The 17690-nt window shown below is 65.8% G+C and carries 3 protein-coding genes and 1 pseudogene; all 4 read left to right on the top strand.

The window, feature by feature from the left end:
• Positions 1–63 precede the first annotated feature (63 nt).
• Positions 64–264, top strand: a pseudogene (locus OH799_RS05360) (beta-ketoacyl synthase N-terminal-like domain-containing protein); the annotation flags it as partial.
• A gap of 298 nt (positions 265–562) precedes the next feature.
• Positions 563–727, top strand: a complete 165-nt coding sequence (locus OH799_RS05365; RefSeq protein ID WP_406281822.1) for an acyltransferase domain-containing protein — start codon at positions 563–565, stop codon at positions 725–727.
• Positions 718–1191, top strand: coding sequence for a hypothetical protein (locus OH799_RS05370; RefSeq protein WP_406282955.1), 474 nt, complete (start codon positions 718–720; stop codon positions 1189–1191). Before OH799_RS05365 ends, OH799_RS05370 begins: the two co-directional genes overlap by 10 nt.
• Positions 1192–1216: 25 nt before the next feature.
• Positions 1217–17689: an SDR family NAD(P)-dependent oxidoreductase gene (locus OH799_RS05375; RefSeq protein WP_406276345.1), complete on the top strand. Its 16473-nt coding sequence runs from the start codon at positions 1217–1219 to the stop codon at positions 17687–17689.
• The last annotated feature ends 1 nt before the right edge of the window (position 17690 follow it).

Below are 17690 nucleotides of genomic sequence, written 5' to 3' on the forward strand. Positions count from 1 at the left end.
GTGAAGTCCATGAGCACGAAATCGCAATTCTGGGCATCGAATAAGGCGCGATACCGGAATATCATGGTCGAATCAGCGAATAAGATCGCCATTGTCGGAATATCGTGCCGGATGCCGGGCGGTACCGATCTCGAGAGTTTCTGGCAGTTGCTGCGCGAGGGTCGTGATGCTATCGGTTCCGCTCACGACAACCGTCCAGGAGTCGATGAGACGGCATCGGAATTCGATGCTGCCTTCTTCTGTGTCGCCCCGAATGAGGCGCGGTCGCGCCGACCGGAGGTGTCGTCGTTCCGTACGGGCCGCACAAATGCGTATGTGCTCCTGGAGGAAGCACCTGCGGCAGCGGCACGTGACGCGGCCACAACCGCAGGCACGCCCCTAGCGTGGGTGTTGTCCGGGCAAAGTCCGGAGGCATTGCGGGAGCAGGCTGTACGTTTGCGGGAGTGGTTGGCCTATCATCCGGGGGCCCGCGCCGCCGAGGTGGCGTATCCGTTCCCGCATGCCGTGGGAGTGGTGGGGTGCTGTAGTCGGGGGTCATGCCGCGTCCTAGCGGGCGGTATTCGTGTTTCCGGGGCAGAGCAATCAGTGGGTGGGGATGGGTGCGGCGCTGTTAGCGTCGGGTGGGGTGTTCGCGGAGTCGACGGCGGAGTGCGAGGCGGCTTTTGCGCCGTTTGTGGACTGGTCGTTGACGGAGGTGTTGCGGAGTCGGCTGAGGCCGTGTCGCTGAAGCTGATGGATGTGGTGCTGCCGGCACTGTTCGCGGTGTTGGTGTCGTGGGCGCGGTTGTGGCGGGCCGGTGGGGTGGAGCCGGTGGCGGTGGCGCCGATTCGGGATCGGGTGCTGGCCGAGTTGGCGGCCATTCGGCTGAGAGCGGGTCCAGTTCCGTTCTTTTCGACGGCGACTGCGGAATTCATGAACACGGAGGCGCTGTCTGGCTTTATCCGCCAGGAGATCGTTCCGGTCGATGACCCCGCGGAGCGGATCGCGGCCGAGATCGAATCGCTGACAAGTAGTTGCGCCGCGGCCGAGCTGTCGCCCGCGGACCGTTCGGACATCGCAGGCAGGTTGACCGCGTTGTTGCGCAAGCTCGAGGGCAAGGACGCCGGCGAGATCGATCCGGGTGGCAACGCCGACACCCTCGAAAACGCAGACGACCGCGAGCTTTTCGATTTCATCGACCACCTCAGCTGAAGTAAGACGATCAGGAGTTTCACCGATGGCCGATAACGACGAGTTACGCCGGTATCTGAAGAAGACCGCGAAGGAGCTGTATGAGACCAAACAGCAACTTCGCGAGCTCACCGACCGGTCGCAGGAGCCTATCGCGATTGTCGGTATGGCGTGCCGGTACCCGGGTGGTGTGCGGTCACCGGAGGATTTGTGGCGTGTGACCGCGAACGGTGTGGACGCTGTGGGGGACTACCCGTCGGACCGGGGGTGGGATTTGGAGCGGTTGTTCAACCCGGATCCGGATGTGGCGGGCACTGTTTACACCCGTGCGGGCGGGTTCCTGGACGCTATCGGTGATTTCGATGCCGGTTTCTTCGGGATCGGTCCTCGTGAGGCGGCGGCGATGGATCCCCAGCAGCGGTTGATGTTGGAGGCGTCGTGGGAGGCGTTGGAGGATGCCGGGATCAACCCGGTGTCGCTGCGCGGTAGCGACACCGGGGTGTTCGCTGGGGTTATCCACCAGTACTACGGTCCCCGTATCGGGTCCCCGGCTATCACCGCGGAGACCGAAGGGCACGCCTATCTGGGTGTTTCGAACAGTGTGTTGTCTGGTCGGATCGCCTACACCTTCGGTTTCAACGGCCCAGCCATCTCGGTCGACACCGCGTGCTCGTCGTCGCTGGTGGCTATGCATTTGGCGTGCCAGGCGTTGCGGCAGGGTGACGCGACGGTGGCGTTGGCCGGCGGGGTGACGGTGATGTCGGACCCGTCGCTGCTGATCGCGTTCGCGCGTCAGCGTGCACTGTCACCGGATGCGCGGTGTAAGGCGTTCGCGGCAGCGGCTGATGGGACCGGTTTCTCCGAGGGGCTGGGGATGCTGGTGTTGGAGCGGTTGTCGGACGCGCGGCGCCTCGGCCACACCGTGCTGGCGGTGGTGCGTGGCAGCGCGGTCAACCAGGACGGTGCGAGCAACGGTTTGACCGCGCCGAATGGTCTGTCCCAGGAACGGGTCATCGCGGCGGCGTTGGCGAACGCCGGTCTGGAGCCCTCGGATGTGGACGCGGTGGAGGCGCACGGCACAGGCACGATGCTGGGGGATCCGATCGAGGCGTCGGCACTGATCAGTGTCTACGGGAAGCGGCGTGCGGACGGGCCGCTGCGGGTGGGTTCGCTGAAATCGAATATCGGTCACACCTCGGCAGCGGCGGGAGTCGGTGGCGTGATCAAAATGGTCCAAGCGATGCGACACGGCGTGCTACCGAAGACCCTGCATGTGGATACGCCTACCCCGCACGTGGATTGGTCCGCCGGTACGGTGCGGCTGCTGCAGGACAGCGAGCCATGGCCGGCGGGGCAACGGGCGCGACGGGCGGCTGTGTCATCGTTCGGGGCCAGTGGCACCAACGCCCACCTCATTCTCGAGGAAGCACCCACCGAACCGGTCACCGCCGCGGCGGAGTCCGGAGGCGAGTCCCCGGACAAGACCACCCTGGGCGAGGCCGACCGGGTGACTGCTACGGAGCCCATCGCGTCGCGGGTCGCGCCGCTGGTGATATCGGCCAAGTCGAGCGAAGCTTTGCGTGCGCAGGCGGATCGGTTGCGGCAGTGGTTGATCGGTGAACCCGACGCGGATGTGTGGGATGTCGCACATTCGTTGGTGTCGTCGCGGGCACTGCTGGACTGGCGTGGTGTGGTCGTGGGAGGTGACCGGGGCGACCTGCTGGCCGGCCTGGCCGAGTTGGCGGCCGGTGCGCCAGCCGCGATCGAGGGATACACCGGTTCCGGGAAAACAGCGTTCCTGTTCACCGGCCAAGGAGCCCAACGCGCCGGGATGGGTGCCGACCTGTATCGGGTGTTCCCGGTGTTCGCGGCGGCGTTGGACCAAGTGTGCGCCCAGTTCGACCCACTGTTGGGGCGGTCGCTGAAAGAGTTGATGTTCGCCGACACCGAAGGGTTGTTGGACCGCACGGAGTTCACCCAGCCTGCGTTGTTCGCGTTCGAGGTGGCGATGTTCCGGCTGATCGAATCATTCGGTGTCACACCGGACGTCGTTGCCGGGCATTCGATCGGGGAGTTGGCCGCGGCGTATGCGGCCGGTGTGTGGTCGCTGCCGGATGCGTGCGTGCTGGTGGCGGCGCGGGGCCGGTTGATGGGTGGATTGCCGGCGGGTGGAGCGATGCTGGCCGTGGCGATCGGCGAAGCACGGGCGGTGGATGTCGTCGCTGGTTTCGGTGACCGGGTGTCGATCGCGGCGGTGAACAGCCCATCCTCGACAGTGCTCTCGGGGGATATCGATGCGATCGAGGAGATCCAGCGGCAACTATCGGCCACTGGAGTGAAGACGAGTCGGTTGCAGGTCAGCCACGCTTTCCATTCCGCTCGGATGGATCCGATGCTGACCGAGTTCCGTGCGGTAGCCGAAAGTGTCGCCTACCAGCCGCCGAGCGTGCCGATCGTGTCGAACATCTCCGGTCAGCTCGCTGGTCACGCGGTGTGCGACCCACAGTATTGGATCACGCAGGTGCGGAACTGTGTCCGGTTCGCTCCCGGTGTGGACACACTGATCACAGAGGGTGTGCGCAAATTCGTCGAGGTGGGACCAGACGCGGTGCTGGCCGCGATGACCCGCCAGTGCCTGGCACAAAACCCTGAGGTCGAGTCGGTGGCGGCCGTGGCGGCGGCCTCCCGGCGTTCGGCCGATGAGGTGAGACAATTCATCACATCCCTGGCACAAACCCACGTCGCGGGAGTGCCGGTGGACTGGAGGCCGCTGCTCACCGGTCGTGGAATGAGCCGAATTCCGTTACCGACATATGCCTTCCAGCGTCGCCGGTACTGGCTCCAGCCCAGCAGCGACACATCGCAGTCATCAACCGACCACCCCATCCTGACCGGTGTGGTCGGGTTGGCAGGAACCGACGAATGGTTGTTCACCGGCCGATTCTCCTTACGCACCCACCCATGGATCGCCGACCACATGGCTCATGGTGTGGTGGTCGTGCCGGGGGTGTTGTTGCTGGAATTCCTTCTCGTCGCAGGTGGCCGGATCGGTTGCGAGGTGGTCGAGGAACTCATTGTGCAGTCACCGATCCGGCCCAGTGACGACGAGGTCGAGCTGCAGGTGTTGGTGCAAGCGGCGCACGAGTCCGGGCGACGTTCGTTCGAGTGCTTTTACCGCAAGCCCTCCGCCACCGAATGGGTGCGCAACGCGACCGGTGCGCTCGCGGCGCACCGTAACAATGCGGAACCTGCCGTGGGGCAGTGGTCGGGCGATGGGTGGGCTGGTGATTCGGGATTGATGTCGCGGCTGCAGGCTGAGGACTGGCCGCCGGTCGATGCCGAACTCGTCGACCTCGACAGTACTAGGCTTGCCGAGCAGATCACAGAAGATACCGGGCTGCAGTACGGTCGGGCGTTCATCGGTGTGCGTGCCGTGTGGCAACGCGACGACACGGTGTTCTCGCAGGTCGTGTTGGACACCGACGCGGTGGCGGAATCCGGCCGCCACGAGGTGCATCCAGCTTTGATGGAGCTGGTGGTGCACGCGGGACTGTCCCGGCTGATTTTCCGCCAGGTGGATACCGATCCGGACACCGGCTGGTTGCTGTTCCGGTGGGGTGGCGCGCGTTTCCACAAACCGATGTCTGAGGCCGACGGCGGGCAGGGACGCTGGCCGGCGGGGGTGACATCGCTTCGGGTCATCGCGGTCAAGACCGCAGCCGACACCGTGGCCGTCGCGGCTGTCGATCAGGACGGCACCCCGATCCTGTCGGTCGATGCGGTGTTGCTGCGTTCGTACGATGTCGAGGAATTCCGGCGCACGCTGTCCACTGACGAAGCCGGCCTGTATCAGGTCGGTTGGGAGCCCACCGCGGAATCGCTGGCGGTGGACGCCGCTCAGCCCGCACCCCGCATTGCAGTGCTAGCGGACACGACGGTGTCGGGGATCGAGGACTCTCATGCGTCGGTCGCTGAAATCGTTGCTGCCGACGGTGTTCCGGACGTCGTTGTGTGGCGAGCGACCGAGCAGGCCCCCGACGATCCAGCAGTGGTGCGCGCGAGCGTGCATGCCACGCTGGCCACGCTGAAATCCTTTCTTGCCGAAGAACATCTGTCCGATGTCCGAATGATGGTGGTCACCACGGGTGGTGCAGGGCTGCCTGGGGACGCTGAGTTGTCGGGTCGCTGCGCAGACACGGCTGCAGTGGATTTGGTTGCGGCCGCGGTGTGGGGGTTGGTGCGTAGTGCCCAGTCCGAGCATCCGGGCCGGTTCCTTCTCGTGGATGAGGATCCGGCCGCGCCGCTGGATGCCGACCGGATCGCGGCCGTGCTGGCAACGGGTGAGCCGCAGGTCGCGGTGCGGAGTCCGCAAATTCTGGTTCCCCGGTTGAGGCGCGCATCCGCGCCCGACGACACCGGCGTGCCGTCGTCGTTGGGTGATGGGACGGTGTTGGTCACCGGTGGTACGGGTGGATTGGGTGCGTTGTTCGCTCGCCATCTCGTCGCCGAGCACGGTGTGCGCCGGCTGGTGTTGGCTTCGCGGCGGGGACCGGCGGCGGCCGGTGCGGGCGAGTTGGTCGCCGAACTGGCGCAGGCAGGTGCCGACGCGTGGGTGGTCGCGTGTGATGTCGCCGATCGTGACGCGGTGCGCAAGCTGTTGCACGCCATCGATTCCGACAGCGAGTTGACCGCTGTTGTGCACACCGCCGGGGTGCTCGACGACGGCCTTGTGGAGTCGTTGACCGGTGAGCAGGTGGATCGGGTGCTGGCGCCGAAAGTCGACGCAGCGTGGTATCTGGATGAGCTGACCCGGGACCGCGATCTGTCGGCGTTCGTGGTGTTCTCCTCGATCGCGGGGGTGCTCGGGTCGTCCGGGCAAGGCAACTACGCTGCGGCGAACGGCTTCCTGGACGCGTTGGCGCAGCGGCGCCGCGCGGCGGGGCTGCCCGCGACGTCGCTGGCGTGGGGGCCGTGGAACCAGGACAGCGGGATGACCAGCGGTCTGGGAGACGCGGCGATGGCGCGGTGGGGTCGGCTGGGACTGGGCCGACTGGAGAATGCCGACGGTGTGCGTCTTTTCGACGACGCCCTCGCCGGTGCCGATGCACAGCTGGCGCCGATCCGGTTCGACGCGAGCGAACTGGCTCGCACCTGCGACCCCGATATGGTCCCCGCCGTGTTGCGCGGGTTCATGGCGCGTTCGACCCGTCCAGTGCGGGCTGCGGGAGAGCCTTCAGCGGGTCTGGCGGCGGGGGTGTTGGGTACTCAGTTGGCTCAGGTGCCGCAAGCTCGACGCGGTGGGGTGGTATTGGAAGCAGTGCTGGCGCAGGCGGCGGCGGTGTTGGGGCATGACTCGGTTGCTGACATCCGGCCCGATCAGCGCTTCGACGAGATCGGTTTCGACTCGTTGGGTGGGGTGGAGTTCCGCAACCGGCTGGCCAAGGCCACCGGTGTGCCGTTGCCCTCCACACTGGTGTTCGACTATCCGACCCCCACGGCAGTGGCGCAACTGGTGGCCTCCCGTGTCGAGCCGGACCCGAAGCCGGTAGGTGATCCGGTCGTGAAAACGGTGCGCCGGGGACAAGCCGACGAGCCGATCGCCATCGTGGGAATGGGTTGCCGGCTCCCCGGGGGTGTGAAATCGCCGAACGACCTGTGGGATCTACTCATTTCGGGAATTGATGCCACCAGTGAGTATCCGTCGGATCGTGGTTGGGATCTGGAACGGTTGTTCGATGAGGATCCCGATAAACCCGGCACTGTTTACGCCCGTCGCGCTGGATTCCTCGACAACGCAGGCGATTTCGATGCCGGTTTCTTCGGTATCGGACCCCGGGAGGCCTCCGCAATGGAACCGCAGCAACGTCAGTTGCTGGAAACGTCCTGGGAAGCGTTGGAAGACGCGGGTATTGACCCGGCCTCCTTGCACGGCAGTGACACCGGAGTGTTCATAGGAGCGTGCTACTCGACCTACTACACCCGAGTGGCCGGCGAATTGGAGAACTATCGCCTCACCGGTTCCCAATGCAGCGTGACCTCCGGCAGACTGGCGTATGTCTTCGGTGTCCAAGGGCCTACCGTCACCGTCGACACCGCGTGCTCATCATCGCTGGTCGCTTTGCATCTGGCCTGCCAAGCGCTACGGCAGGGAGAGACCTCGCTGGCGCTGACCGGCGGTGTGACAATCTATGCTGACCCCTATCTCTCCGTCGAATTCGCGCGGCAACGTGGCCTATCACCCGACGGACGCTGCAAATCGTTCTCCGCCGCAGCCGACGGTGTCGCCTTCTCCGAGGGCGTCGGCATACTGGTCCTCGAACGCCTGTCAGACGCCCACCGCCTCGGCCACGACGTACTGGCGGTGGTGCGCGGCACCGCGATCAATCAGGACGGTGCGAGCAACGGTTTGACCGCACCGAGCGGTCCATCGCAAGAACGAGTCATCGCGGCGGCATTGGCCAACGCCGACCTGACACCCTCGGATGTGGATGCGGTGGAAGCCCACGGAACGGGGACAACAATGGGTGACCCGATCGAGGCACAAGCACTGATCGCCACCTACGGACAGAACCGACCCGACCGACCGCTGTGGATCGGGTCACTCAAATCGAACATCGGGCACACCGCCGCCGCAGCCGGTGTCGGCGGCGTCATCAAAATGGTGCAAGCACTACAACACGAAACACTACCCAAAACCCTGCACATCGACGAGCCCACCCCACACGTGAACTGGACAACCGGCAACGTTGCATTGTTGACCCAGCCACAACCATGGCCCGCCAACGGCCACGTCCGCCGCGCCGGAGTGTCATCCTTCGGCGTCTCCGGCACCAACGCCCACGCCATCCTCGAACAAGCACCCGCACGAGTCTCAACCCCGCGGCCCGCGCTCACAGACCGGCCCCGCCCCGCAACGGCCGTTCCGTTGCTGGTATCGGCGAAATCCGAGTCGGGTTTGCGGGCGCAGGCGGAGCGGTTGCGGGAGTGGGTGGTCGGCAATCCTGATGCGGGTGTGTGGGACATTGCGTACTCGCTGGCGAGTTTTCGTGCCCAACTGGAATTTCGGGGCGTGGTTGTTGGTGCGGATCGGGAGGAGTTGCTTTCCGGTCTCGCGGATTTGGCGTCGGATGCGGTGTCTTTTGGAGTCGTACAGGGGGTTGTGGGGTCGGGTAGGACGGCGTTCTTGTTCACCGGGCAGGGCGCGCAACGTGCCAGGATGGGCGCGGACCTCTACGACTCGTTCGAGGTGTTCGCGACAGCATTCAACGAGGTCTGCGCTGCGTTCGACCCGTTGCTCGGCCGGTCGCTGAAAGATCTGGTGTTCGCCCGAGACGACGATGCAGTGTTGCTGGACCGAACGGAATTCACCCAACCCGCCTTGTTCGCGTTCGAGGTGGCACTGTTCCGGTTGATGCAATCGTTCGACATCACAGCGGACATGCTGATCGGACACTCGATCGGTGAGCTGACCGCCGCGTATACAGCCGGGGTGTGGTCACTGCCGGATGCCTGCCGCATGGTCGCCGCGCGCGGTCGGCTGATGGGAGCGTTACCGGAGGGCGGGGCGATGCTGGCAGTCGCCGTCGGGGAAGCCGACGCAGCCGAAATCATCGTCGGGTACGGGGACAGGCTGTCGGTCGCGTCGGTGAACGGTCCATCATCGGTGGTGTTGTCCGGAGATATCGACGCCATCGACGAAGTCGAACTACGCGCCACCGCCAACGGCCACAAAACCAACCGACTGCGCGTCAGCCACGCGTTTCATTCCGCGCGGATGGATGCGATGCTGGCCGAGTTCGGATCGGTAGCCGAAAGTGTGACCTACCATCCGCCGAACGTTCCGGTCGTGTCGAACCTCCACGGTGGCGTCGTCGGCGCGGAGTTGACCGATCCGGATTACTGGGTGCAGCAGGTCCGTGGATGTGTCCAGTTCGCAGCCGGAATAGACACCCTGGTCAACGCCGGCGTGCGGCGGTTTGTCGAGATCGGTCCTGATGGCGTGCTCTCGGCGCTGACTCGGCAATGTCTAGCCCCAACCCCGGACGTCGAGGCGCGCTCAACCGTGGTCGCTGTAGCCCGACGCTCGACCGACGAACCGACCCGGTTCGTGTCCGCGCTGGCACACGCCCATGTGGCGGGTGTAGGTGTGGACTGGCAGCCACTGTTCGAGGGCCGCACCGTGTCACGGGTTCCGCTACCTACCTACGCATTCCAGCACCAACGGTATTGGCTGCAGCCAGTTGCCGGGACACCGTCGAGGTCGGGTCATCCGATGTTGACCGATGCGGTGCGAGTCGCCGGCAAGGATGAGTGGCTGTTCACCGGCCGAGTCTCGGTGCCGTCGCATCCCTGGATCGCCGACCACACCGTATTCGGCGCGATACTGCTCCCAGGAACCGGTTTCGTGGAACTGGCGTTGGCGGTCGGTGCCCGATTGGGTATCGACGTCATCGACGAGCTGGTCCTGGAAACACCCATGCGATTGGACGACCGGACCGAAGTCGAGGTCCAGGTCGGTGTCGAAGAACCCGACCACGATGGACGCAGACGCTTCGTCGTGGCCTCCAGGGCAGTGGGCGAACATTCCGACCACGGATCCGGAATCACCCACGCACACGGAATTCTCGCTTCCAGCGCGGCGGGTGACGCCCCTGCCCATGACAGCATCGACAGCCCGCAAGCCTGCCTCGCAGTGCCTTTACCCGGGGACGATGTGACGTTCGGCGACACGATCTACGACCGGTTGGCCGCCCGCGGACTCGGCTACGGACCCGCCTTCCGGGGGGTGAGTCGCCAGTGGCGGGACGCCGACGGTGATGTCCTGGCGGATGTGCGACTGCCGGCCGAGACCGGCGCCGAGGCCGACCGGTTCGGTATCCATCCCGTGTTGCTGGACTCCGCGCTGCACGCCGCGGCAGAAGAGTTGGCCGCTGACTACACCGCCGACCACGCACCGCTACCGTTCTCGTTCACTGGTGTGCGGTTATACCGTCCCGGGGCGACGGCCGTGCAGGCACGAATCCGACACAGCAAAACCGACAGCGGTGTCAACGCCACACCCGAAACAGCAGCGGAAAGCAACCACGACAACCACGCGAACACCGCACGCCACCACGGCAGTATCCGGCTCGAGCTCGGCGACGACACAGGCGCTCTGGTATTGACCGTCGAGCTACTGCAGGCACGTCCGGTGAACAGCGACGTATTGCACGATGCTCGATCCGTCGGTCACCACCGGCTCTACGACATACAGTGGAGCCCACTCGACCGTATCCATGCACAACCGCCCCGCACCATCGCTTCCCCCGGTACGGACAGCCAGCGCATCGCCGTCATAGGCTCGATGCAGACCGACGAGCCTGCCACGGAATCCTCCCGGCCAAAAGACTACTGGAACAAACTTAATCCGGCATTTGCACAGATCTACCCGGGCATGACCGCGCTGAGCGATGCTGCCGGGGACAACGGTCCGGATGTGCTGGTCTGGTTCGCCGACAACTCGCCCGAGGAAAGTGCGGCATTGTCGACCGATGCCGTGCACCGACGTGTGCACACGGGACTGGCGACGGTCCGCTCATGGTTGGCCCTGCCCGCGCCCGAAGCGCGACTGGTTGTTGTGACACGCAATGGCGCCGGTCTGCCCGGAGAAGGCCCCGATCTGGCCGCGGCGGCCACCTGGGGTCTGCTACGCAGCGCTCAATCGGAGAACCCCGACCGAATTGTGTTGCTCGACATCGACAGCGACAGCGAAATGACCCCGGAACTGATCTCGGTGGCCGTGGCCGCCGACGAGCCGCAGCTGGCGCTGCGCGCGGGTGGGCTGCTGGCGCCGCGGCTGACCCGCCGCGACACACCCTCGACCGGGACGACCATCGAACTCGGCTCGGGCGCTGTGCTGATCACCGGCGGCACCAGCGGGTTGGGAGCACTCGTGGCACGCCATTTCGCCAGGACGCACGGGGTGCGTGACCTGGTATTGGTATCCCGGCGCGGTGAGCAGGCCCAAGGCGTCGCCGAACTCGTCACCGAGCTGGCCGAACTCGGGGCTCGAACACGAGTGGTGGCCTGTGATGTCAGCGACCGCGCCGCCGTGGCGGCGATGCTCGACGATCTGTCCGACGGCCCCACACTCACTGCCGTCATACATGCGGCGGGTGTGCTGGCCCCCGGCACCGTCGACACGCTCACGTCCGATCAGGTCGAGTGGGTGCTCGCGCCGAAGGTCGACGCGGCGCTGAACTTGCATGAGCTCACGCTGGATCGGGATTTGTCGGCGTTCGTGATGTTCTCCTCGATCGCCGCGGTTCTCGGATCGCCGCGTCAGGGCAACTACGCGGCGGCGAACTCGGTGCTGGACGCGTTGGCGCGCCGCCGCGTCCACCTAGGGCTGCCCGCGGTTTCCGTGGCCTGGGGTCCGTGGAGCCAAGATAGCGGGATGACGGCTGAACTGGGCAAGGCCGCAGTGGAGCGGTTGTCGCACATGGGTTTCCGCCCGCTGGCCGAATCCGATGGGCTTGCGCTGTTCGATCTCGCGGGCGGTGCGGACGCACCGTTCGTCGCCGCGGTCGACTTCGACATGGCGGCCCTGTCCATCAACGCACGCGCGGGCCTGCTACCGGAGATGCTGCAGTCATTGGTGCCGTCGCCGCACCGCGCCGGCAGTGGTGGTGGCGACCTGGTGAGGCTGTTGGCGTCGGGGTCGCCGGACAAACACGCCGCGATCGTGCTCGATTTCGTGCGGGCTCAGGTTGCCGCGGTGCTGGGCCACGCCTCCGGCGAGTTGGTCGACGTCGAGAAGCCGTTCAGTGGTTTGGGTTTCGACTCGTTGGGTGCGGTGGAGTTTCGCAACCGGCTCGCCAAAACCACCGGTCTCCGGCTGCCTTCCACCCTCGTCTTCGACTACCCCACCACCCGTGCGGTGGCCACGCTCATCAAATCCCGGATCGAGTCGAAGACGGTGGGCGAACCGGTCAAAAATACCGTGCGCCTGGCGCGGGCCGACGAGCCGATCGCGATCGTGGGTATGGCCTGCCGGTACCCCGGCGGTGTCGAGTCTCCGGATGAGCTGTGGGATCTGGTGGTGTCGGGAACGGATGCCATCAGCGAGTTCCCGACCGATCGCGGCTGGGACCTGAATCGCCTGATTCATCCGGACCCCGACCACCCGGGCACGTCCTACGCACGCGAGGGCGGATTCCTTCGGAACGCGGCCGATTTCGACGCGGCCTTTTTCGGGATCGGTCCTCGTGAGGCGATCGCGATGGATCCGCAGCAACGGTTGCTGCTGGAATTGTCATGGGAGGCGTTGGAACACGCGGGGATCGATCCGACGTCGTTGCGGGGCAGCGACACCGGCGTCTACACCGGCGTGACGTATCAGGACTACGAGGCAGTGACACGCAAGGCCGGACCCGAGGTCGAGGGCTATATCGGAACCGGTGCCGCGGCGAGCGTGGTGTCCGGACGAGTGGCCTACACATTGGGTTTGGAAGGGCCGGCGATGACGGTGGATACGGCGTGTTCGTCGTCGCTGGTGGCGTTGCATGTGGCGTGCCGGGCGCTGCGTCAAGGAGAGAGCTCACTGGCATTGGTGGGCGGTGCGACTGTCATGGCGACACCGATGCCGTTCATAGAGTTCTCCCGGCAGCGTGGTTTGGCTCCGGATGGGCGGTGCAAATCGTTTTCGGCGTCGGCCGACGGGGTGGCCTGGTCCGAAGGTGCGGCGGTGTTGGTAGTGGAACGGCTCTCGGACGCACGGCGACTAGGCCACAACGTGTTGGCGGTGGTGCGTGGCAGCGCGGTCAATCAGGACGGCGCGAGCAATGGTTTGACCGCGCCGAACGGCCCCTCGCAGGAACGGGTGATCGCGGCGGCATTGGCCGACGCCGGGTTGCGCGCGGTGGACGTAGACGCGGTAGAGGCGCACGGAACGGGTACGGCGTTGGGGGATCCGATCGAGGCGCAGGCGTTGATCGCCGCCTACGGACAGGATCGACCAGATCGACCGCTGCGCATCGGCGCGCTCAAGTCCAACATCGGTCACACGCAGGCAGCTTCCGGTGTGGGTGGGGTAATCAAAATGGTGCAGGCATTGCAGCACGAGATGCTGCCGAAGACGTTGCACGTCGATATGTTGTCGCCGCATGTGGATTGGTCGGCGGGGTCGGTGCGGGTGTTGACCGATGCCCAGGCGTGGCCCGCCGGCGATCGGGTGCGGCGTGCGGGAGTGTCGTCGTTCGGGATCAGCGGCACGAACGCGCACGTGATCCTCGAGGAACCACCGACGACATCGGCACCCCGCGTCGAACCTGAGCCTGCCGGGTCGAACACTGACATCGGTGATATCGCCGTGGTGCCGTGGGTGGTGTCGGCGAAGTCGGAGGAGGCGTTGCGGGGCCAGGCGGACCGGTTGCGGGCATGGTTGGCGGATCGTGCCGATGTGGACCTCTGGGCGGTGGCGCGGTCGTTGCTGGACTCGCGGGCATCGCTGGATCGGCGGGCAGTTGTCCTCGCGCGTGACCGGGCGCAGTTGCTGGCCGGACTGCAGGCTCTGGCCCATTCTCCACTGGGGTCGGCTTCCCTGGATACAAGTATTCCGGGGCAGGCGTTGGTGGTCGACGGCATTGCGGGTTCGGGCAAAACGGCCTTCCTGTTCACCGGTCAAGGCGCCCAACGGGTGGGTATGGGTGCGGGATTGTACGAGACGTTCCCGGCGTTCGCGGTGGCATTGGACGAGGTATGCGCCCAGTTCGACCCGCTGTTGGGGCGGTCGCTGAAGGAGGTGATGTTCACCGATGTCGAGGGCGTGTTGGATCGAACAGAGTTCACCCAACCGGCATTGTTCGCGTTCGAGGTAGCGATGTTGCGGCTGCTGGAATCGTTCGGTCTCACACCGGATGCCGTTGCGGGACATTCAATCGGCGAGCTCGCCGCGGCATACGCCGCCGGGGTGTGGTTGCTGTCGGACGCATGCGTGCTGGTGGCTGCCCGGGGCCGGTTGATGGGTGCGCTGCCCCCAGGCGGGGCGATGCTCGCCGCCGGCGTGTCGGAGACCGACATGGCAGAGGTGATCGCCGAGTACGACGATCGCCTGTCGATCGCGGCGGTGAACGGGCCGGCGTCGGTGGTGATCTCCGGCGACGCCGACGCCGTCGACGAGGTAGAACAGACGCTGTCGGCGCAACACCGTAAAACCACCCGGCTACGGGTCTCGCACGCGTTCCATTCAGCGCGGATGGAGCCCATGCTGGACGAGTTCCGCACCGTAGCCGAAGGATTGACCCACCGAAAACCGTCGATACCGATCGTGTCGAACGTATCAGGGGAACACGCTGGTGACGAGGTGCGAGATCCGGAGTACTGGGTAGCGCAGGTACGTCGTTGCGTGCGGTTCGCACCCGCTGTGGACACGCTGATCGAGGCTGGTGCGCGCAGGTTCGTGGAAGTAGGTCCGGACGCGGTACTGGCCTCGATGACTCACGAATGCCTGACGGAGCGACCAGACGCCGAGGCGAAGTCGATGGTAGCGGCGTCGTCACGGCGATCGAACGACGAGGCGGTCCAGCTCGTCACAGTCCTCGCACAGGCACATACAGCGGGACTGCCCGTGCAGTTGCGGCCCGTACTCGCCGGGCACGCCGCCGACCGGGTCACTTTGCCGACGTATGCGTTCCAGCACCAACGGTATTGGTTGGCGGCCGCCGCTGCTGGTGGGGGTGATGTCCGGACGTCGGGTCTGGATGGTGTGGACCATCCGCTGTTGAGCGCGGCGGTGTGGTTGCCGGATTCCGAGGTGGCGCTGACCGGCCGGTTGTCGTTGTCGAGTCACCCGTGGTTGGCCGATCACATGATCGGAGGGACTGTGCTGTTGCCGGGTACGGCGTTCGTGGAGTTGGCGCTGTATGTCGGGGCGATGGTCGGCAACCCGCGGCTGGCCGAGCTGGTCGTTACCGCGCCGTTGGTTGTGCCGTCGGTGGGTGCGGTCGAGCTGCGGGTGATGACGGCCGGACCTGATGACGCGGGTTCGCGAGTGGTGTCGGTGTATTCGCGCCCGCAACGTAGCGGTGAACCGGATCAGGCGGAGTGGGTTCGCCACGCGACCGGAACTATTGTTGCGCAGTCACCATCTCAGGTCGGGCCGTCGCTGACGACGAGTTGGCCGCCGGTTGGGGCGTCGCCGGTGGAGGTCGGTGACGTGTACGCGGAGTTGGCTGAGCGTGGTTACGGCTACGGACCACTGTTCCAAGGGTTGACCGCGCTGTGGCGGCGCGGTGACGAGGTTTTCGCGGAGGTGGCTTTGCCGGAGCAGGCGCAGTCATCGACGGACCGGTTCGGGATACACCCAGCGTTGTTGGACGCGGCTTTGCACGCGATCGCTTTCGGTGGGTTGGCCGAACCCGCCGCGCCAGGCGAGATTCTGGTGCCCTATTCATGGGAGAACATCGACCTACACACCGTCGGAACAGCATCGGTGCGAGTCCAGCTGCGGGCCGCTGCGCCCGAAGCGGAGAATCAGCGGATCACTTTGACACTCACCGACTCTCACGGCGCACCGGTCGCCGAAGTCGGAGCGGTGACCCTGCGTCCGATCCCTCTCCGCGCCCTCGGCGCCCCTTCACATCCGAACAGCGACCTGCACCAGCTACGCTGGGTCCCGTTACCCGCCCCCGAACCCAGCGACCTCGTCACGGACCAGGATTGGGCAAGCACGGACGCCGGCGAAACAGTGATTGTCGACCACAGGCCCGTGGCCGTGTTACGAGTCGACGACGCGCGTGCGGGTGGGGACGTGCCGGGTGCGGTTCACCGTCGGCTTGTCGAGATAGCGGCGCGGGTGCGGGAACTGCTCACGGAGTATGAACGGATCGCCGTCGTGACCAGGCGCGCGGTGGCGGTGGAGGCCGGCGAACCGGTAGATCTCGTCGGCGCGGCGGTGTGGGGTCTGCTGCGGAGCGGACAGAACGAGAATCCAGGCCGGATCGCGATCATCGACGTGGACCGTTGGCAGGACTACCGTGCCGACGTCGCCGCCGCAGTAGCCATCACGGACGAACCTCAGCTGGCGCTGCGGCACGGCCTGCCGTACGCAGCGCGGCTGAACCGTGGTGTCGGCGGTGATGTGGTCGGTGCCCGGCATATCGGCAAGAACGTGCTCACCATCCCGTCGCCGCTGCGACCCGAGGGCACAGTGCTGATCACCGGCGGTACCGGTGGGTTGGGTGCGGTGACGGCTCGACATCTCGTCACCGAGCACGGGGTGCGGAGGCTGGTGTTGGCCAGTCGGCGTGGTCTCGGCGCCGACGGTGCCGCGGACCTCGCAGCCGAATTGACCGCGTTGGGTGCGCAGGTGGACGTGGTCGCGTGCGACGTGGCTGACCGGGCAGCGCTCGATGGGCTGTTGTCGGCGATCCCACCCGAGCATCCGTTGACCGGTGTCGTGCACACCGCGGGAGTGTTGGCCGACGGTCTGCTCGCCGACATGACACCGGAGCAGTTCGCGACGGTGTTGCGCCCGAAGGTGGATGCGGCATGGAATCTGCACGAAGCCACCAAGGATCAGGATCTGTCGATATTCGTGCTCTACTCCTCCATCGCTGGCACACTCGGCAATCCAGGCCAGGCCAACTACGCCGCAGCTAATGTCTTCCTCGACGCGTTGGCCCACCACCGCCACCGCGCCGGGCTGCCCGCGACGTCGGTGGCGTGGGGTCCGTGGCGCGGGACCAGCGGCATGACCAGCACCATCACCGAGGCCGACTTCGCGCGCATGCGACGCGAAGGTTTGATCCCGCTCGATGAGAACGACGGAATGTCGCTGCTCGACTCGGCCCTCACAGTCGGCCTCCCAACGATCGCCGGTGTCCACCTCGACGCGGCGCCGCTCATCACGCAGGCTGCCATGGGAGCCCTGCCCAGGATCCTCAGCTCCCTCGTCACCACGGAGGCTCGCCACCCCAGCAATACGGGGTCGTTGGCGAGGCGACTCGCCGCCACACCCGAACCCGACCGCGAGAGTGCCGTACTCGCCGTCGTCCAGGAGCACGTGGCGGCAGTTCTGGGAAAGGCGGCCACTGCCATCGAGCCCGAGACCCCGTTCAACGAACTGGGATTCGATTCGCTCGGCGGCGTGGAGCTGCGCAATCGGCTCACCAAAGTGACGGGCATGGAACTGCCGTCGACGCTGGTGTTCGATTATCCGACCGCCACCGCCGTCGCGAAATTCATGCACTCGGAGTGGGAAGCCACGTTGACGACATCGGTGGTTGACGACCAAGTTGACGACCAGATCGCCGCCCTCCGATCACTGTTGGCGACTATGGCGTCCGCCGGGGGCAAGGCGCACCTAGCCGAGCGGATCCGCTCGACGCTGACCGAAGCTTTGGAAGAACACGAATCCACGGCCAACAGCGCCCGCGTCGCCGCCGAGGACCGCATCGCTGTCGAGGACCGCATCGCTGTCGAGGCGGCGAGTGCTGTCGAACTCTACGCTCTAATTGACCAGCAGATAAAACCGCAGTAAG

The organism is Nocardia sp. NBC_00881 (assembly GCF_045207455.1).
Classification (GTDB): domain Bacteria; phylum Actinomycetota; class Actinomycetes; order Mycobacteriales; family Mycobacteriaceae; genus Nocardia.

Bases quoted from the DNA above. Each gene is read 5' to 3' on its own strand.
- OH799_RS05375 (WP_406276345.1), top strand. From the start codon at position 1,217: ATGGCCGATAACGACGAGTTACGCCGGTATCTGAAGAAGACCGCGAAG.